Source organism: Trinickia sp., assembly GCF_051953955.1.
GTDB lineage: Bacteria > Pseudomonadota > Gammaproteobacteria > Burkholderiales > Burkholderiaceae > Trinickia.
Genome location: NZ_JBQCIF010000030.1, coordinates 21758 through 41235, shown reverse-complemented (window position 1 = coordinate 41235; position 19478 = coordinate 21758). Strand labels below are relative to the sequence as shown.

The 19478-nt window shown below is 63.2% G+C and carries 16 protein-coding genes; all 16 read left to right on the top strand.

What is annotated here, in order from left to right; all coding sequences use genetic code 11:
* Nucleotides 1–55 precede the first annotated feature (55 nt).
* The 16 genes from ACTHNZ_RS06155 to ACTHNZ_RS06080 all read left to right on the top strand — a co-directional run bounded on the left by ACTHNZ_RS06155 (nucleotide 56) and on the right by ACTHNZ_RS06080 (nucleotide 19472).
* Nucleotides 56–1030: a sugar-binding transcriptional regulator gene (locus tag ACTHNZ_RS06155; RefSeq protein ID WP_440541616.1), complete on the top strand. Its 975-nt coding sequence runs from the start codon at nucleotides 56–58 to the stop codon at nucleotides 1028–1030.
* Between the two features lie 317 nt (nucleotides 1031–1347).
* The gene (locus ACTHNZ_RS06150) at nucleotides 1348–2679 is read left to right on the top strand and encodes an NAD(P)H-dependent oxidoreductase (protein WP_440541615.1); all 1332 of its coding nucleotides are present in this window, start codon (nucleotides 1348–1350) and stop codon (nucleotides 2677–2679) included.
* A gap of 10 nt (nucleotides 2680–2689) precedes the next feature.
* A complete protein-coding gene (locus ACTHNZ_RS06145; RefSeq protein WP_440541614.1) occupies nucleotides 2690–3730 on the top strand; it encodes a thiamine pyrophosphate-dependent dehydrogenase E1 component subunit alpha in 1041 nt (346 codons plus the stop codon).
* Nucleotides 3727–4758, top strand: a complete 1032-nt coding sequence (locus ACTHNZ_RS06140) for an alpha-ketoacid dehydrogenase subunit beta (protein ID WP_440541613.1) — start codon at nucleotides 3727–3729, stop codon at nucleotides 4756–4758. Before ACTHNZ_RS06145 ends, ACTHNZ_RS06140 begins: the two co-directional genes overlap by 4 nt.
* Before the next feature lies 1 nt (nucleotide 4759).
* Nucleotides 4760–6061, top strand: a complete 1302-nt coding sequence (locus ACTHNZ_RS06135; protein WP_440541612.1) for an acetoin dehydrogenase dihydrolipoyllysine-residue acetyltransferase subunit — start codon at nucleotides 4760–4762, stop codon at nucleotides 6059–6061.
* A gap of 145 nt (nucleotides 6062–6206) precedes the next feature.
* Nucleotides 6207–6623, top strand: a complete 417-nt coding sequence (locus ACTHNZ_RS06130; protein WP_440541611.1) for a transcriptional regulator GutM — start codon at nucleotides 6207–6209, stop codon at nucleotides 6621–6623.
* Between the two features lie 88 nt (nucleotides 6624–6711).
* Nucleotides 6712–7266 (top strand): PTS glucitol/sorbitol transporter subunit IIC, encoded by a 555-nt coding sequence (srlA, locus tag ACTHNZ_RS06125; protein WP_440541610.1) that lies wholly within the window; start codon nucleotides 6712–6714, stop codon nucleotides 7264–7266.
* A gap of 48 nt (nucleotides 7267–7314) precedes the next feature.
* Entirely contained in the window at nucleotides 7315–8340 is a 1026-nt protein-coding gene (gene srlE / locus ACTHNZ_RS06120; protein ID WP_440541609.1) for a PTS glucitol/sorbitol transporter subunit IIB, read from the top strand.
* A gap of 18 nt (nucleotides 8341–8358) precedes the next feature.
* Complete coding sequence (locus tag ACTHNZ_RS06115; protein WP_440541608.1) at nucleotides 8359–8736, top strand: PTS glucitol/sorbitol transporter subunit IIA; 378 nt, start codon at nucleotides 8359–8361, stop codon at nucleotides 8734–8736.
* A 53-nt stretch (nucleotides 8737–8789) separates the two neighbouring features.
* Nucleotides 8790–10790, top strand: coding sequence for a phosphoenolpyruvate--protein phosphotransferase (gene ptsP, locus ACTHNZ_RS06110; protein WP_440541607.1), 2001 nt, complete (start codon nucleotides 8790–8792; stop codon nucleotides 10788–10790).
* A 349-nt stretch (nucleotides 10791–11139) separates the two neighbouring features.
* Nucleotides 11140–11235 (top strand): K(+)-transporting ATPase subunit F, encoded by a 96-nt coding sequence (gene kdpF, locus ACTHNZ_RS06105; protein ID WP_440541606.1) that lies wholly within the window; start codon nucleotides 11140–11142, stop codon nucleotides 11233–11235.
* Nucleotides 11235–13043 (top strand): potassium-transporting ATPase subunit KdpA, encoded by a 1809-nt coding sequence (kdpA, locus tag ACTHNZ_RS06100; protein WP_440541605.1) that lies wholly within the window; start codon nucleotides 11235–11237, stop codon nucleotides 13041–13043. Before kdpF ends, kdpA begins: the two co-directional genes overlap by 1 nt.
* Nucleotides 13044–13056: 13 nt before the next feature.
* The gene (gene kdpB, locus ACTHNZ_RS06095) at nucleotides 13057–15204 is read left to right on the top strand and encodes a potassium-transporting ATPase subunit KdpB (RefSeq protein ID WP_440541604.1); all 2148 of its coding nucleotides are present in this window, start codon (nucleotides 13057–13059) and stop codon (nucleotides 15202–15204) included.
* 27 nt (nucleotides 15205–15231) lie between these two features.
* Entirely contained in the window at nucleotides 15232–15813 is a 582-nt protein-coding gene (kdpC, locus tag ACTHNZ_RS06090; RefSeq protein ID WP_440541603.1) for a potassium-transporting ATPase subunit KdpC, read from the top strand.
* Between the two features lie 168 nt (nucleotides 15814–15981).
* Nucleotides 15982–18753 (top strand): DUF4118 domain-containing protein, encoded by a 2772-nt coding sequence (locus tag ACTHNZ_RS06085; RefSeq protein WP_440541602.1) that lies wholly within the window; start codon nucleotides 15982–15984, stop codon nucleotides 18751–18753.
* 11 nt (nucleotides 18754–18764) lie between these two features.
* Entirely contained in the window at nucleotides 18765–19472 is a 708-nt protein-coding gene (locus ACTHNZ_RS06080) for a response regulator (RefSeq protein WP_440541601.1), read from the top strand.
* The last annotated feature ends 6 nt before the right edge of the window (nucleotides 19473–19478 follow it).

The window sequence follows — 19478 nt, the reverse complement described above, 5'->3', positions numbered from 1 at the left end:
TAAGATAGCACGATTGCCTTGACTCGACTGCCACTTTCAATAGGGAGAAAACGGGGTGCCGAAAGCGACGAACAAGCTGCGCCAAGACGATGTCGACGATCGAAATCCGGCTCAGCGGCTGCGTTTGCGCGCTTCCTGGATGTATTACGTCGAGGAGATGACACAGCAGGAAATCGCGCAGCGCCTGGGTATCGGGCGCGTCACCGTCGTGCGCATGCTCGCGCAAGCGCGCGAGCGCAATGAAGTCAGAATCGTCATTCAGGATCGGCTCGCTGAATGCGTCGATCTCGAGCGCAGGCTCGAGCAGCGGTACGGCTTGCGAGAGGCGATCGTCGCTCCGCTCTCCTCGCCGGATGCGGATGCCACCGGGCCCGTCAGCGCGGCCGCGGGCGCCTATCTTTCCGACCTGGTGCGTTCCGACATGCGTATCGGCGTTGGCTGGGGGCGCACACTCGTGAATGCGCTCGCCTACATGAGCGAAAAACCCGTGGAGAACGTTTCGGTCGTATCGCTGCTCGGCGGCATCATGAAAGCGCGCGCATTCAACCCCGCCGAGTTCGCATGGCGCTTCGCCGCGCTCTATCAAGCCGACTGTCATCTGATGACGGCGCCGATCGTCGTCGATAGCCCCCAGACGCGCACGACGCTGATCGAACGCTGTGGGTTGCGCGATCTCTTCGACATGGCGCGCACGCTGGACGCGGTCGTTCTTGGCGCGGCAGGGATGGGCAAAGATGCGACGGCCTATCGCTCTCACTTCATCACCGACAGCGATCGTGAGTCGTTGATCGCGGCCGGAGCGATTGGCGATCTGCTGTTCAACTTTCTCGACGCGGAAGGTCAAATCGTCGACCATCCGATCCACGAGCGCGTCATGTCCGTACCGCTGCCCATCGTCAAGGAAGTGCCGCAGCGCATCATCGCGGCGGGCGGGATGACGAAGGTGCGCGCGCTTCGCGCATCGATCAATCTCCTCGCGCCCACCACCCTGATCACCGATCAATATGCGGCCGCCGCGCTGCTGAGCTGAGTCGGACAGGCCGAACGGGCCGAACCGGCCCGGTACGCTCGACGCGCAACCCCTCTGCGCGCTGCCTTTCTCGGCGGCGTGCGATGTTCTGCCCTCGCTTCCTCGCTTTTCCCACCCCATCCGAATTTACCCTGAGAAACGACGTTTCGTCGTGGTCGACGCTTGCTCTTGAGTGAACATATCACTAGTATAAAAGACAAATGTACATCAAACAACCTCGGAGCCGGCATGGCGCAGCACGTTGGAGGTGATCGCCGCCACTCGGTCGAAACTCGGTTCGGCGCCTGTACGGGCCCTCATCTCAGGAGATTTTGCTGATGTTGAACATCATCCCAAGCGGCCTCGCCGCCTCGCTGCAGGCTCGCGCGCAAGCGGGCAATCCCATCCGAATCGGCCTGATCGGCTCCGGAGAAATGGGGACGGACATCGTCACGCAAGTGGCGCACATGCAAGGCCTTCAGATCGGTGCCATCGCCGATTTGCGCGTGGAGGCCGCGTGCGACGCGGTGCGCGTGGCGCGTCAAGCCGACGACGGCTATCGGGTCGTCGAAAGCGGAAGCGACATCTCGCGTGCGATCGAGTCGGGTTCCATCGCCATCACGCAGGACGCGGCGTCGATCTGCACGCACGATCAGATCGACGTCGTCATCGATGCGACGGGCAAACCGGCCGTCGGCGCGCAAATCGGCCTGCTCGCCATGGAGCACGGCAAGCATCTCGTCATGATGAACGTCGAGGCCGACGTCACCATCGGCGCGTACCTGCGCCGCGAGGCCGAACGGCTGGGCGTCGTGTACACGCTCGGCGCAGGCGACGAGCCCAGTTCCACGATCGAGCTCATCGATTTCGTGAGCGCGCTGGGCTATCCGATCGTCGCCGCCGGCAAGGGCAAGAACAATCCGCTCAATGTCGACGCGACGCCGGACGACTACGCCGCGGAAGCCAAGGCGCGCAACATGAACCCGCGCATGCTCGTGGAATTCGTCGATGGCTCTAAGACCGCGGTGGAAATGGCCGCAATCGGCAACGCAACGGGCCTCGTGCCGGACGTCCCGGGGATGCACGGCCCGTCGGCAACGCTGGACCGGCTTCACGACGTGCTGTGCCCGGTGGCGGACGGCGGCATTCTGAGCCGCAAGGGCGTGGTCGATTACACGATCGGCAAGGGCGTCGCGCCGGGCGTATTCGTCGTGGCCGAGTTGGCCCATCCGCGTCTACGCGAGCGCATGCACGATCTCAAGCTCGGCAAGGGGCCGTACTACACCTTCTATCGCCCATATCACCTGACGAGTCTCGAGGTGCCGCTCAGCTGTGCGCGCGCCGTGCTCTACGGCAAGTCCGACATGCGGCCGCTGCCGGTGCCCGTGGTCGAGGTTTGCGCCGTGGCGAAACGCGATCTCGAGCCGGGCGCGCATCTCGATGCGATCGGCGAATACACCTATCGCGCTTGGGCGTTGGCGGCCGACGACGCGTTGGCGAAGGACGCGCTTCCCTGCGGCTTGCTCGAAGGCGGCACCGTCAAGCAGCCGATCAAGAAAGGCGAGCTGCTCACGCGGCAGAACTGCGCCGTCGATCCGAACGCGGCCATCGTGCGGCTGCGTCAGCTGCAAGACGAACTGGTGCTGGGCGCGCGTCGCGCCGCGGCTTGAGGAGCGATTCATGGGATATGTTGAAGACAAGGTCGACGGCACGCCGGCGATATTCCGTGCCGTTTCCGAATCGGCGCTGCGCGAGGCGCTGCGAAAAATGATTCTCGTTCGTCGCTTCGAGGAGAGCGCGGAGCAGGCCTACATGCGCGGCCTCATTCACGGCACGATGCATCTGTCGATCGGGCAGGAAGCCTCGGCGATCGGCATGACGATGCTGCTGAACGACGATGACTACATCACGTCGACGCATCGCGGCCATGGGCATTGCATCGGCAAGGGTGCGGATCCGAAGCGGATGTTCGCGGAGTTCTTCGGCAAGGAGACGGGCTACTGCCGCGGGCGCGGCGGTTCGATGCACATCGCCGACGTCAGCCGCGGCAATCTCGGGGCCAACGGCATCGTGGGCGGCGGGCTTCCCATCGCGGTTGGGGCAGGGCTCTCGATCAAAAAGCAGGGCCGCGATTCCGTCGTGGTGTGCTTTTTCGGGGATGGGGCGAACAATGAAGGCGCGTTCCACGAGTCGCTGAACTTCGCGGCGATCTGGGATTTGCCCGTCATCTTCGTCTGCGAAAACAATCGGTACGGCATGTCGATGTCGGTCGAGCGCTCCACGGCGGTCAGCCACATCTCGCAACGTGCGGCGGCGTACGACATGCCCGGCGTGACCATCGACGGCAACCGGTTGAGCGATGTGCTGCAGGCGGCGCAGCAGGCCATATCGCGAGCGCGGACCGGTGGCGGCCCCACGCTCATCGAGTGCGAGACCTATCGAATCCGCGGCCACTCGAAGAGCGACCGCAATCGCTATCGGACGCGGGAGGAAATCGACGCTTGGGGGGCCCGCGATCCGATCACGCTCTTCGAAAAGCAATTGCTCGAGTATGGATTCATCGATGCGGCCACGGTGCAAGCCATGCGCGCCGACGTCGAAGACGAGGTCAAGGCGGGCCTCGATTTCGCGCAGGAGAGCCCCTCGCCGGAGATCGGGGAACTGACGCGCGATGTCTATACCGGCGCCCCGCAACTGACGCGACAAGGAATGCGGCAATGAACACGGCAACGAACACGGCAACGAACACGGCAACGAGCGAAGAGCGAGAACTGACTTACGCCCAAGCAATCAACGAAGCGCTGGCGATTGCGCTGGAGCGCGACGATAGGGTGTTCCTGATGGGCGAGGACATCGGCGTATACGGCGGCGCGTTCCAAGTGACGGGCGGCCTTTACGAGCGCTTCGGCCCCGAGCGTGTGATGGATACGCCCATTGCCGAGCTCGCCGGCGCTGGCATCGCGGTGGGTGCGGCGATGACCGGCTCGCGGCCCGTCTATGAATTTCAGTTTTCGGATTTCGCCACGCTTGCGATGGAGCAGATCGTCAATCAGGCAGCGAAGATGCGATACATGCTCGGCGGAGGCGTCTCGGTTCCCGTGGTCATGCGCTTTCCCGCGGGCTCGGGCACCGGCGCCGCGGCGCAGCACAGCCAAAGCCTCGAAGCATGGTTCGCCCACGTACCGGGCCTCAAGGTCGTTCAACCGAGCACGCCGCACGATGCCAAAGGGATGTTGCTGGCTGCGCTCGACGATCCCGATCCGGTGATGATCTTCGAGCACAAGCTGCTGTACAAGAGCAAGGGCGTCGTTCCCGAAGGCTATTACGTCGAGCCGCTCGGCAAGGCCGTGATACGGCGCGAAGGAGCGGACGTCACGATCGTTGCCACGTCGATCATGAGCGTGCGCGCCGTCGAGGCCGCCGAGGTGCTGGCCCAAGAGGGCATCGATGCGGAGGTCGTCGACCTGCGCAGCATCCGTCCGATCGATCGGCAGGCGATCATCGACAGCGTGCGGAAAACCGCTCGGCTGATCTGTGTCTACGAGGGCGTGCAGCAACTGGGCATCGGTTCGGAAATCGCGGCCATCGTGAGCGAGGGCGAGGCGTTCGATGCACTCGATGCGCCGATCGTTCGGCTCGGCGGCGCGGACTGCCCGCTGCCCTACAACCCGCAGCTCGAAAAGGCTGCGGTGCCGCAGGTGGCCGACATCGTGGATGCGGCCCGGCGGCTCGTCGGCGGGAGGATCTGAGATGCCGACAGAGGTCATTCTTCCCCGCGTCGACATGGACATGACGGAGGGCTCGATCACTGCGTGGTACGCGAGCGACGGCGATGCGGTCAAAGCGGGTGCGCCGCTGTTCGACATCGAGACGAGCAAGGCCACGATGGAAGTCGAGTCGCCCGCTTCGGGCATCGTGCGCAAGATCACCGCGAGCGTGGGGGACACCGTGCCGGTCGGGACGGTGATCGCATGGATCTATGCGAGCGATGAAGCGGTGCAGGCGCAGCCGGAAGAGGCGCTACAAGCCGCAGGGGCGCGAGCGCCCGAGCCGTCGGCGGCGGTTGCCGACCCTCAGCCCGCGCCGGTCGCACGCGAATTGGCCGTTGCCGATGCGGTAGAAATGCGGGCTGGCACCCGGGCGAGCCCCGCCGCACGCAAGGCCGCACGCGAAAGCCGCATCGAACTGACGGAGGTCAGAGGATCGGGCCCGCACGGACGCATCGTGAAGAACGACGTGCTGTCTTTTTTGCGGCATGCGCCGGCAGCGGCAGACTCGTCGGTGCGCCTCAATCGCATATGGCTGCACGAGGGAAATGCGGCTACGATCGTCCTGGTGCACGGGTTTGGCGCGGAATCCAACAGCTGGCGGCCACTCTTGCATGCGATGCGTGAGGCCGGCGTGCTCGCCGATATCGGCGTGCTTGCCATCGATTTGCCGGGACATGGAAAGTCACCCGATGGCGACGGCCTTTCGCTGCAGTCGATCGCCGATGCAATCGAAGCGGTATTGCGCGAGGAATATGCGGAGCCGGCACACCTCGTCGGTCACTCGTTCGGTGGTGCGGTCGCCGCTCAACTCGCCGCGTCTTCGCGGTTTGCAGTGCGGTCGTTGACCTTGATTGCGCCGGCCGGCATCGGCGAAAGTTGCAATTGGGCATTCATCAACGGCCTGACGAAAGCGACGGATCGTGCAACGCTCAGACCATGGCTGGAGGAACTCGTGCAAGACGCGTCGTTGATCGATGAGGCGTTCGTTGCCACGGCGGAGCAGCAGCTCGGCCGCCCGGGCAGGCGGGAGACGCTCCAGCGCATGGCCGCCGCTTTCTTCCGCGATGGTCGGCTGCAGATCGATCTGACACCGGTGCTGTCGGACTTGCGAATACCGGTGCGGGTGATCTGGGGCGTAGCCGACCGCATTTTGCCGATCACGCATGCGGAGCGCCTTCCGCGCAACGTCGCGCAACATCGATTCGCAGGCGTCGGGCATCTCCCGCAAGTCGAGGCTGCCGAGGCGGTAGCGCGCGTAATCAGCGAGCAGTTGATGCGTTAGCGGCGCAAGCCTTCCGCGTCTTGCCCGAGACATCCGCGCCGATATATGTATTAATAAGTAGGATCAAACGCTCAACAGCCGGGTGCGCGGTATGCCCGGCCCCCGCCGAGCTCGGCCATGGGCCGAGACGGCAAGGAGACAGGCAATGGAACTCGTCCGGCTTGGTTTGTTGCTGCTTGCTTTGATGTGGGCCCTGCAAATCGTCGCTTCGTGGATTCAATTGCGCTACTACCGGAGCGTCGTTCGAAGAACGGCGACAGCGTGGAACAGCGGATTTCTCGGGGCCGGTTCTTTCAAAGCCAGGCTCGGGCGGGGTGCAGTCGCAATCGTCGTGATCGATGATCAGGCGCGTGTGTGCGAGGTGCTCAGCATGTCGGGCCTGTCGGTTTTTGCGCGCTTCGAGGCGCTCGACGATTTGTGCGGCGCGGCTGCCGATTTCAATCAGCGTGTCGCTATGTCTCCGCTTCCCTCGAGCGTCAAGCAGGCGCTCGCGAAAGCATTCGAAGTCGCATGCCGGACGGCGAACGAACGTCAGCAGGCGCCGCTGATGACGTGGTCTTAGCCGAGATTCCAGTTTTTCCGCGGTTGGTTTCAGTTCGACAATTACAAGACAACTTGTTAAGCACGGTGTTCCATATCAGGAGAACAGCATGAACCCTTTGGATTTTCTGACTCACGCTGCCGAAGCGTTTATCGGTGTATTCAATGCGGGCGGCAAGACGTTCGTCGGTTTCGTGACGGGAATCTTACCGACATTGATCGTACTGTTGACGGCGGTTTATACCATCATTGCACTCGTTGGCGAGCAACGGATTCAAGGTCTCGCGCGCTTCTTCTCAAAGAACGTGATCACGCGCTATACGCTGTTGCCGTTGCTGGCGATGTTTTTTCTGACCAATCCGATGGCCTACACATTCGGCGTCTTTCTCGAAGAAAAGCACAAGCCGGCATTTTACGACTCCGCCGTATCGCTTTGTCATCCGATCACGGGCCTCTTTCCGCACTGCAATCCCGGCGAGCTCTTCGTCTGGCTCGGGGTGGCCGCCGGCATCACCAAACTCGCCGAAAATCACGCCGCTCCATTCTCCCTTCCGAAGCTTGCGCTGTTCTACCTCGGTGTCGGCTTGGTGGTGAATCTGTTGAAGGGCATCGTGACTGAAGGGATCACCCGGATGATCGCGAAGCGCGAAGGGCTCAAGCTCTGATCACCACGAGAAACCACAAGAGACCACAAAAGGACACTGGAGGAAGACATGGACACGCGTACTTATCGTGCCGTACGGATCGAGAAGGGACCTAACGGCTGGGGCGGCCCGCTCGTCATCACCCCCACGCTCGAGCGCAATAAGATCGTTGCCGTCACCGGCGGCGATATCCCGAAGGTAGCCGCGCGGCTAGCGGAAATGACGGGCGGTATCGTCGTGGATGGCTTTCGCAATCCGCCGCTCGAATCCGAGATCGCGGCGGTCGTCATCGATTGCGGCGGCACCGCACGATGCGGCGTTTATCCGCGCAAGCGCATTCCAACGATCAATCTGAGCCCCGTGGGGCAATCCGGACCGTTAGCGCAATTCATCACCGAAGACGTCTATGTATCCGGCGTCGAACTGCATAGCCTCCATGCGGTCGACGATGATGCGGCGCAAGCCGCGCCTGCCATCGTCGCGTCCCCTTTTGCCCCAGCCACCGGTGCCGCGGCGGCCACCGCCTCAGTGGCGGCCGCGGGCGCGGAGCCCGTGCACTCGGGGGGGATAGTAGGTTGGATCACGTCGATCGGGCGAGGGATGGGCGGTGTGGTCAATGTGCTGTTCAACAGCGGCCGCAAGTCGATCGACACCGTGATCCGGAACGTCCTCCCCTTCATGGCGTTCGTGACGATGCTGATCGGCGTCATCAACTCGACAGGGATCGGGATGGGGCTCGCTCACGTGCTCTCGCCGTTGGCCGGGAATATCATTGGACTCGTGGTTCTGTCGGCGATTTGCGGGTTGCCGTTTCTGTCGCCGGTGCTGGGCCCGGGTGCGGTCATCGCCCAGGTTATCGGCGCCGCCATTATCGGCCCGGCGATCGGCAATGGGACGGTCCCGCCGCAAATGGCCCTGCCTGCGTTGTTTGCCTATGACACGCAAGTCGGCTGTGATTTCGTGCCGGTGGGCATGGCGCTTGGAGAGGCGAAGCCGGATACGATCCGCATCGGCGTGCCGGCCGTGCTCATTAGCCGTCAGATCATGGGGCCGGTTTCGGTGCTCATCGCGTGGGTTGCAAGTTTCGCCCTTTGATCACATTCGGAAATGACTATGCATTACTACAAGACCGTTATCTCGTCGATCGGAGAAGAAGTGCAGGCACTGCTGGAGGGCGGGGTGCTCATCCTTTACTCCGACGGTGCCCCCCCGGAATTGGCTGAAGTTTCCGTTCTTCATCGCGTCGAGCAGGCCAGCCGTGAGGTACCGCGGATCGGCTCCGTTTTGCGCATCGGAGAAGACTCGGCGATCGTGACTGCCGTTGGACCGACAGCATGGAACAAGGTCAGCGAACTGGGCCACGTCGTGATCAATTTCAATGGTTCGCGCACAGCCGATCGTCCGGGCGAAATCTGCGTGTCCGAAGTCGATTGCGCTCGGCTCTTCGACGGCATGAAAAGCGGCACCGTCATCGAGATCGTCGACGCTTGATGCGCGCGTAGCCATCGAACCGATATTTTGCCGAAACCTAGAAAGGGCACGTCATGTTGGAGACACCGGTCGTCGTCAAGGTGCATGAAGGGCTGCACGCTCGTCCCGCCACGCAATTCGCCAAGCTTGCCAAGAGCTTTACCTGCTCGCTGAAGATTGGCCGAGGCGATGCGTGGGCTGACGCGAAAAGCGCAGTGAAACTCATGCTGTTGGGTATCAAGCAAAACGAGCAGATCGTCTTGCGCGCGGAGGGCGAAGACGAATGCGAAGCGTTGGGGCGGCTGGCGCAATTCCTCGCCGATCCGAGCATTGCATCGCCGGCTGCCGGCCAGGCGGGAGTGTGCGTGCCCGGCGCCGCTGCCGAGCACGAAAGTCCGACGTTGAATGGCGCAGGTGCCGGCGCGCCGGCCGTCGATGCACGGGGTCTTTCATTCAATGGCGTCGCGGCGAGCGAAGGCTTGGCCTTCGGGCAGACGTACGCTTATTTCAGGGAGGAGATCGTCGTGGATCGGCAGTCCATCGCGCCGCATGAGGTAGACGGCGAATTGGGCCGTTTCGGTACGGCACTCGAGGATACGCTGCGAGCGATGCTCGCGCCGCGCGGCGATGCCGCCGAACACGACGAGATCTTCGATGCGATCGCGGAAGTGGCAAGAAGCGACGATTTTGCCGGAGCGATTCGCGCACTGGTGTCTTCGCAGTGGAGCGCCGAAGCGGCCACGCTGAAATGCGGGCTCGATTTGGCGGTTGCATTCGCGACGCTGCCCGATGAGTATCTGCGCAGCCGCGCCGATGATATCCGCGGGTTGACGCGCGCGGTTGCCGCATCGCTTCTCGGCAAGCCGCTGCCGTCACTCGGCGAATTGCCGGGCCCGAGTATCGTTCTTGCTGAGGACCTCAGTGCGCCCGATCTGGCACGCGCCGATTTGCGGAACATTCTCGGCATCGTGTGCACCTCTGGAAGCGCGACGTCGCATGTCGCGATCATCGCGCGTGCGCACGGCATTCCCGCCATTCTCGGCGTGCAGGCGGATCGAGAAACGCTGCGCGCGGCGGCCAGAGCGGCGATCGATGGCGGAAGCGGTCAGCTATGGCTCGATCATTCGCCCGAATTGGAAAAAGCCATGTCACGGCGGTTGGATCTGCAGCGCGAAGCGCAGGCGAGCTTGCTCGCATACCGGGACGTTCAACCGCGGACTCAGGATGGCCACAAGGTCCAGGTCGCGGCAAACCTTGGATCGCTTGCGGAAATCGAGGCGGCACAGCGTGCCGGGGCAATGGGAGTCGGTTTATTCCGGACGGAACTGCTGTTTATGGATCAGCGCCGCGTGCCCTCGGAAGACGAGCAGTATGAGGTGTATTCGACGCTCGCGCGCGCGTTCGCACCGTGGCCCGTCATTATCCGGACGTTGGATGCTGGAGCGGACAAACCGCTGCCTGGGGTGCGCTTTCCCGAAGAGGAAAACCCATTCCTTGGGTGGCGCGGGATTCGCATGTGCCTCGATTGCCCGGAGATATTCGAGCCGCAGTTGCGTGCACTGCTGCGAGCCGCGGTGCATGGCAACCTGTGCGTCATGCTGCCGATGGTGGACGATATCGAGGAAATTCGCCGGACGAAAGCGATCATGGCGCGCTTGTCGAGTGCGTTGACCGAGGAGGGCATTACTCACGGCCAACCGAAATTGGGCATCATGATCGAGACGCCGGCCGCTGTGCTGACGGCGGATCTATTGGCGAAAGAGGCCGATTTTTTCTCGATCGGCACGAACGATCTCACGCAATACGTCATGGCCGTCGACCGGATGAATTCTCGTCTTGCTGCGCTGTATCGCACCGATCATCTCGCCGTGCTTCAGGCAATCCGCATCGTATGCGAGGCGGCGCAACGCGCAAAAATCAGTGTGGGGGTGTGCGGCGAAGCCGCGTCGCGGCCGGAGATGATACCGACGTTGGTTAGGCTCGGTGTCGACGAATTGAGCATGAGCCCTTCAGCGATCCTTCGAGCGAAGAAAATTATTACCGAGATCGAAGGGACGCAGCGGGATGCTGCTTGACATTGCCCGTTGGACGCCGCATCGAAACGGCTCGTTTCGAGCGGCGACGGTCATCACGGAAATCGAAGCGGTTCAGTCGCCGAACAACTCGCGGTAACCCCCGGCCCTGAGCCGCGCGCAGCGCGCGCAGCAATTGCGCCGATCTTTACGCATTTTTTATATCCCCACCGCTAATCTTATCGCGGCGTTTACTCCGGATCGCCTACGCTTGACGCTGTCCTGATCCGCTAATGGGAAACGCCGAAATGGATTTCGTCTACATCGCGGGCATCGCCGCCTTTACGGGGCTGTGCCTTGCATTCGCAGCCGGTTGCGAGAAGCTGCGCAGCCGCGCGCCGGGAGGCCGTCCATGACGGCGTGGATGCTGTGGCTCGCCGGAGCCTCGACGGCGATTCTGCTCGCCTATCTCGTCTACGCGTTGCTGCGCGCGGAGGACCTCGACTAATGAATGCCAACGATATGTTTCAGACGGCGCTTTTGATCGTCGTACTGATTGCATTGGCGGTGCCGCTCGGCCGGTATATGACGTCCGTGCTGGACGGCTCTTCGGTGGTGGTGCGCCGGATCGGCAGGCCGATGGAGCGCGCCATTTACTGGGTCGCCGGTGTCGATGATCGGGCGGAAATGTCCTGGAAAGCCTACGCTGCCGCCCTGCTGATTTTCAACGCATTGGGGGCGCTTGCCGTCTACGGATTTCTGCGCCTGCAGCAGTGGCTGCCCGCGAATCCCGAAGGATTCGGGCCCATGACGCCTGACGCCGCGTTCAATACGGCCATCAGCTTCGTGACGAACACGAACTGGCAGGACTATGCGCCCGAATCGACGGTCAGCTACCTGACGCAGATGGCCGGCCTGACCGTGCAAAACTTCGTCTCGTCCGCGACGGGGATCGCCGTCGTGGTCGCGCTGATTCGCGGCTTCGCCCGGCATACGGCCAAGACGATCGGCAACTTTTGGGTCGACCTGACACGCATCACGCTATACATTCTTGCTCCGCTCGCGATCGTCTTTGCGGTGGTCCTCATCGGCCAGGGCGTGATCCAAAACTTCAAGTCTTACGAGGACGTTTCCACGCTGCAGGTGACGACGTACCAAGCGGCGAAGACGGACGCGCGAGGCGATCCCGTGAAGGATGCGAAAGGCGATCCCGTGATGCAGGACGCGAAAGCCGATAAGCAGACGCTTGCCATGGGGCCCGTCGCTTCGCAGGAAGCGATCAAGCTGCTCGGCACGAACGGCGGGGGATTCTTCAATGCGAACTCGGCGCACCCGTACGAGAACCCCACGCCCCTTTCGAATTTTCTGCAAGTTCTCGTGATGCTGATCATTCCCGCGGCGCTCTGCGTGGTTTTCGGCCGCATGGTCGGTGATCGCCGGCAAGGCTACGCCGTGCTCGCTGCGATGACGATCGTGTTCGCGGTGGCGTGCTGTGGCGAAATCACGGCCGAACAAGCCGGCAATCCGGCTTTTACGTCGCTCAATATCGATCAAAGTGCCTCCCCGCTGTCTCCGGGCGGCAACATGGAAGGCAAGGAAGCGCGATTCGGCATCGCGCAGACGGGCATCTTCACGATTGCGACGACGGCCGCATCGTGCGGTGCCGTCGACGCCATGCACGATTCGCTCACGCCGATGGGCGGCTTCGTGCCGCTGCTCCTGATACAGCTCGGCGAAGTCATTTTCGGTGGAGTCGGTTCGGGCCTGTACGGCATGCTCGTCGTCGCGCTGCTCGCGGTCTTCGTCGCCGGCTTGATGATCGGACGCACGCCCGAGTATGCGGGCAAGAAGATCGAATCGTTCGAGATGAAGATGGTGGCGATCGCGATTCTCGTCACGCCGTTCCTCGTCCTCGTCGGAACGGCGATCGGCGTGCTGTCGCCGCCGGGCACTGCCGGCATCGCGAATCCCGGTCCGCATGGTTTCACGGAAGTGCTCTATGCGTTCAGTTCTGCCGCGAACAACAACGGCAGTGCGTTCGCAGGGCTTTCGGTGAACACGCCGTTCTACAACGTGCTGCTTGCGATTGCGATGTGGTTCGGTCGCTTCTCGTCGATCGTGCCGGTGCTCGCCATTGCGGGCGCGCTGGCGAGCAAGAAGCGTTTAGCGGTTACAGCGGGCACGCTGCCCACGCACGGTCCGCTCTTCGTGGTGCTGCTCCTCGGCACGCTCTTGCTCGTCGGTGCGCTCACCTATGTGCCTGCACTCGCACTCGGCCCGGTCGTCGAGCATCTCCAGCTGATCGCAGGCCACTGATTTCGAGGAACGCATGACTCCTGTTCATCAAACGTCTGCCCATCGTCCCGACAACCTCGGGCAGGCACGCACGGCAGTGCGCTCGATGTTCGACTCGGCGTTGTTGAAGCCGGCGATCGTCGATTCGTTCAAGAAGCTCGCCCCGCGCACGCAGCTTCGCAATCCGGTCATGTTCTGCGTCTATCTCGGCAGCGTCCTGACGACGATACTGTGGGTGGCGGCGGTCGCGGGCGAGGCGGAGGCACCGGCCGGATTCATTCTTGCGATTGCGCTCTGGCTTTGGTTCACGGTGCTCTTCGCCAACTTCGCGGAGGCCCTCGCCGAAGGGCGCTCGAAGGCGCAGGCCGCTTCGCTGCGCAGCGCGAAGCACAACGTGACGGCCAAGAAACTCGGCGAGCCGCATCCGAAAGCACCGATCCGCATCATGGCGTCGACGGATCTGCGCAAGGGAGACGTCGTGCTCGTCGAGGCGGGCGATACGATCCCGGCCGACGGTGAGGTCATCGAAGGCGTTGCGTCCGTCGACGAATCGGCCATCACCGGCGAATCGGCGCCCGTCATCCGAGAATCGGGCGGCGATTTTTCGTCGGTCACGGGCGGCACGCGCGTGCTGTCGGACTGGATCGTGGTGCGTATCAGCGTGAATCCGGGTGAAGCGTTCCTCGACCGCATGATCGCGATGGTCGAAGGCGCGAAGCGCCAAAAGACACCGAACGAAATCGCGCTGACGATCCTGCTCGTCGCGCTGACGCTCGTGCTGCTCTTTGCGACGGCCACTTTGCTGCCGTTCTCGATTTTCGCCGTGGCCGCCGCCAACGCAGGACATGTCGTCACGATCACCGCGCTCGTCGCGCTGCTCGTGTGCCTCATTCCGACGACGATCGGCGGTCTGCTCTCGGCCATCGGCGTAGCGGGCATGAGCCGGATGATGCAGGCGAACGTCATTGCCACGTCGGGCCGCGCGGTCGAAGCGGCCGGCGACGTGGACGTGCTGCTGCTCGATAAGACCGGCACGATCACGCTCGGCAATCGTCAGGCGTCGACGTTCCTGCCGGCGCCTGGCCTGACGGAGGAGGCGCTTGCCGATGCCGCGCAGCTTTCGTCGCTCGCCGACGAAACGCCCGAGGGCCGCAGCATCGTCGTGCTCGCCAAGCAGCGGTTCAACATCCGCGAGCGCGACATGGGAACGCTGCATGCCGAGTTTCTCGGGTTCACCGCGCAAACGCGCATGAGCGGCGTCGATATGCCTAATCGGGAAATCCGCAAGGGCGCTGCCGATGCGGTTCGCCGCTATGTCGAGGGCAGCGGCGGCCGTTTCCCCCAGGAAGTGCAAAAGGCCGTCGACGACGTGGCGCGCCGCGGCAGTACCCCGCTCGTCGTAGCCGAGAAAGCGGGTGCGCGCGGCGAGGGGCAAAATGCAGCGCGCGTGCTCGGCGTGATCGAGCTGAAGGACATCGTCAAGGGCGGCATCAAGGAGCGCTTCGCCGAGTTGCGCAAGATGGGCATCAAGACGATCATGGTGACGGGCGACAATCGCTTGACGGCGGCGGCCATCGCTGCTGAAGCCGGGGTGGACGATTTTCTGGCGGAAGCGACACCCGAGGCCAAGCTGACGATGATTCGCTCGCATCAGGCCGAGGGGCGACTCGTCGCGATGACGGGCGACGGCACCAACGACGCGCCGGCCCTGGCGCAAGCCGACGTTGCGGTGGCGATGAATACCGGCACGCAGGCGGCGAAGGAAGCGGGCAACATGGTCGATCTCGACTCGAACCCGACGAAGCTCATCGAAATCGTGGAGATCGGGAAGCAAATGCTGATGACGCGAGGCTCGCTGACGACTTTCTCGATCGCCAACGACATCGCCAAGTACTTCGCGATCATTCCGGCGGCGTTCGCCACGACGTATCCGCAACTGCGGGTGCTCGACGTGATGCATCTTGCGTCGCCGGCGTCGGCGATTTTGTCGGCCGTGATCTTCAACGCGCTCATCATCGTTTTCCTGATTCCGCTGGCATTGAAGGGTGTCAAATACCGCGCGCTGGGCGCCGCCGCACTGCTGCGCCGCAATCTGCTCATCTACGGGCTCGGCGGCATCATCCTGCCGTTCCCGTTCATCAAGCTGATCGATGTGTTCCTCAAGGCGATGGGCTGGGCTTGACGCTGCCACCACTGGAATCGAACGACCATGAAGACTCTTTTGCGACCCGCGGCGGTATTGTTTTTGGCGCTGACGGTGGTAACCGGCATCGTCTATCCTGTCATCGTCACGGCGATCGGTCAGGCGATGTTTCCCCGGCAGGCGAACGGCAGCCTCATCGAAAAAGACGGAAAACCCGTCGGCTCGGCGCTGATAGGGCAGCAGTTCGACGCGCCGTATTACTTCTGGGGCCGGCTCTCGGCCACGACGCCCAATCCCTACAACGCGCGCAATTCGGGCGGCTCGAACCTAGGCCCGACGAATCCGGCACTCGTGGCTGAAGTCAAGGGGCGGCTTTCCGCGTTGCACGATGCCGACCCGGCCAACGCGGCGCCCGTGCCCGTCGACCTCGTGACATCGTCGGGCAGCGGTCTCGATCCCGACATCTCGCCAGCGGCGGCCGATTATCAGGCCGGGCGGGTTGCGAAGGCGCGCGGGGTCGCGCTCGACCAGGTTCGACGACTCATCGAGCAAAATACGGCAGGGCGTCAATTCGGCGTGCTCGGCGAGCCGCGCGTGAACGTCCTGAAGCTCAATTTGGCGCTCGACCGGCTGAAACCGGTACATTGACGCAATAGGCCACACGAGCCGCGCCGGTATAGGATGCGATGCACGCAGGGGTGCAGCCTGCGATAACCAGCTAGACCGAACGCTGGGGTTTGTTTGCCGACATATGGAACACACGTGCGAATGCTCGAAGTCGTTCGGGGGCAAGCAGACCTCAAGGGATGACGCCTCATGGAACGACCTGATCCCGACGCGCTGCTCGACAAGATTCAGCGCGACGAAGAAAAGCAGCGGCGCGGCCGGCTCAAGATCTTTTTCGGGGCCTCGGCTGGCGTGGGGAAGACGTTTGCCATGCTGCAAGCGGCGGCACGCCGCAAAGAAGAAGGTGTCGATGTCGTGATCGGCATCGTCGAGACGCACGGCCGCAAGGAAACGCTTGCGCTGCTGGAAGGGCTTCCCGTCATCGAGTCCGCCAAGATCGAGTATCGCGGGCGGCTTCTCAATGAATTCGATCTCGATGCGGCGCTCGCGCGCATGCCCGAGCTCGTGCTCGTCGACGAGCTCGCGCATACGAACGTGCATGGCTCGCGCCATTTGAAACGTTGGCAAGACGTCCATGAGCTGCTCGACGCCGGTATCGACGTCTATACGACCATCAACGTACAGCACCTCGAGAGCCTCAACGACATCGTCGGACAGATCACGGGTATCCGGGTTTGGGAAACCGTCCCTGATCGCGTGTTCGATCTCGCCGACGAAGTCACGCTCGTGGATCTGCCCGCGCAAGAGTTGCTCGATCGCCTGCGTGACGGCAAGGTCTATTTGCCGCATCAAGCCGAAAACGCCGTTCGGAATTTTTTCCGCAAGGGAAACCTCATCGCGTTGCGTGAGTTGGCCTTGCGCCGCACGGCCGACCGCGTCGACGCCCAGATGCGCGAGTACCGTGCCGATCAGTCGATCGAGCGAATCTGGCAGGCGCGCGAGCGCATCATCGTTTGCGTCGGCGCCGGGCCCGAGAGCGCCATGCTCGTGCGCGCGGCTGCCCGCCTTGCCGCGAGCCTGAAAGCAGACTGGCTAGCCGTCTATGTCGAGACGCCGAAACTGCAACGGCTGCCCGATGCGATGCGCGAACGCACGCTCGATGCGCTGAAGCTTGCCTTGGATCTGGGTGCCGAGACGGTGACCTTGCAGGGCGAGGACGAAACGCAGACGTTGATTGCCTATGCGCGCATGCGCAACGTGTCGAAGCTCGTCGTCGGTGCGTCGTCTTCGTGGGGGCTTCGCGCGTGGTTGCGTCGTTCGACGGCGGAGCGCCTGGTCCGGGCGGCGCGCGACATCGATGTGACGCTCGTGAATACCGGTGCGGTGCGGGAAGAGGCCGAGCGTCGCGAGTCGGCGGCCCGGTTCGCCGGCATTGGCCTCGGCGGCCGACGTTCGAAGCCGATATCGTATGCCTATGCCGTTGGAATCTGTGCGGCGATCACGGTGCTCGCGAGCCTCGCGCTCGGTCGGATTTCGCTCGCGAACCTGATCATGCTTTATCTGCTCGGCGCGATCTTCACGGCTGCGCGGCTCGGGCGCGGTCCGGGCGTGCTGTTTTCGTTCCTTGGCGTGGCATTGTTCGATTTCTTCTTCGTCCCGCCGCGCATGTCGTTCACGGTTGCCGATACCCAGTATCTGCTGACGTTCGCCGTGATGCTCGTCACGTCCTTGACGATCAGCAATCTGACTGCGAGCCTGCGCAGGCAGGCGCGCGTCGCGACGATGCGCGAGCGACGCACGGGCGCGATGTTCGCGATGACGCGCGAGCTCGGTGCCGCGCTTGCGACCGTGCAGATCATCGAGATCGGCTCGCGCCACGTGGCGGAAGTTTTTCAGGCTCGCTTGGCGATTTTGCTGCCCGACAGCAGTGAGCAGGTTCGTCAAAAGCTCGACAACCCGGATCCCGCCGTTACGCTCGACGAAGCGGACCTCGACAGCGACATCGCGCAGTGGGTTTATGATCAGCAAAAGCCCGCCGGTCGCGGCACCGACACGCTCCCAGCCGCCGCGGCGCTTTATTTGCCGCTGAAGGCCCCGATGCGCACGCGCGGCGTCATCGCGCTCGCGTCGCCGCATATGGACGAGCTCCAAGTGCCCGAGCAGCGCACGATGATCGAAACGTTCGCGGCGCAGATCGCGCTTGCGCTCGAGCGCGTCCACTACGTCGAGATCGCGCAGGATGCACTCGTCAATATGGAATCCGAACGATTGCGCAACTCGCTGTTGTCCGCGATTTCGCACGACTTGCGCACGCCGTTGACGGCGATCGTCGGATTTGCCTCGGTGCTCGCTGAGGATGAGACGGATAAGGGCGCGCGCGGGACGCGCGCGCACGAGCTTGCCGAAGCGATACACGACGAAGCGTTGCGCATGACGGGGCTCGTTACGAACCTGCTCGATATGGCGCGCCTGCAGGAGGGCAGCATGCGGCTCAATCGCCAGTGGTCGTCGATCGAGGAGGTCGTCGGCGCCGCCTTGGCCGGCTGCCGGCGCGTGCTTGCCGGCCGACGCGTGCAGGCCACGGTGCCTGCCGATTTGCCGTTGGTGCGGCTCGACGCGGTGCTCGTGGAGCGGCTTTTCGCGAACCTGTTCGAAAATGCCGCGAAGTACACGCCGACGGGCTCGCCGCTGTCGATCTCGGCCAGGGTGATGCACGACGGGGATGCGCGTTTCGTCAGAGTGGAGGTTCACGATAGCGGCCCCGGCTTACCGGCCGGCATGGAAACGCGCGTGTTCGAAAAGTTCACGCGCGGCGAGAAGGAGTCGGCGAAGCCCGGCATCGGCCTGGGCCTTGCCATTTGCCGCGCGATCGTCGAGGCGCATGGTGGCAAAATTGGCGCGACGAACCGGCTGGCTGTGGACGGCACGATCGCCGGATCGACGTTCTGGTTCACGTTGCCCGCCGACGAGACCCCTCCCGAGACACCGATGCTCGATATGGAAGATGCCGAACCTACCTGACTGACATAGCCATGTCCGACGAATCTCCCACCACCATCGTTTTGATCGAAGACGACAGCCATATCCGCCGCTTCGTGCACGCATCGGTGCAAACCACCGACATGCGCGTGCTCGATGCCGAGTGCGGGCGGCGCGGTCTCGCATTGGCGGCCAGCGCGAGGCCGGATCTCGTCATTCTCGATTTGGGGTTGCCCGACATGGATGGCGTCGACGTCATTCGGCAATTGCGCGATTGGTCGTCGATACCGGTCATCGTGCTTTCGGCGCGTACGCGCGAGGACGAGAAGGTGGCGGCATTGGATGCGGGCGCGGACGACTACCTGACGAAGCCGTTCGGTGTCGCCGAGCTCATGGCACGGATTCGGGCGCATCTGCGCAGGCACAACCGCAATGCGGCCGACACGGCTCAAACGTCGAGAATCTGCTTCGGCGAGGTTGCCGTCGATCTCGAGGTTCGGCGCGTCGAGCGAGAGGGGCAGGTGGTTCACCTGACGCCGATCGAATACCGCTTGCTGGTATCGCTGATCCGGCATGCGGGCCGCGTCCTCACGCACAGGCAATTGCTGCAGGAGGTCTGGGGCCCGGGGCGTACCGATAGCGCGCACTACCTGCGCATCTACATGGGCCACCTGCGCCGCAAGCTCGAGCGCGATGCGGCGCAGCCCGAGCACATCGTGACGGAGACGGGCGTTGGCTACCGCCTCGTCGGCGTCAAATAGCCGTCG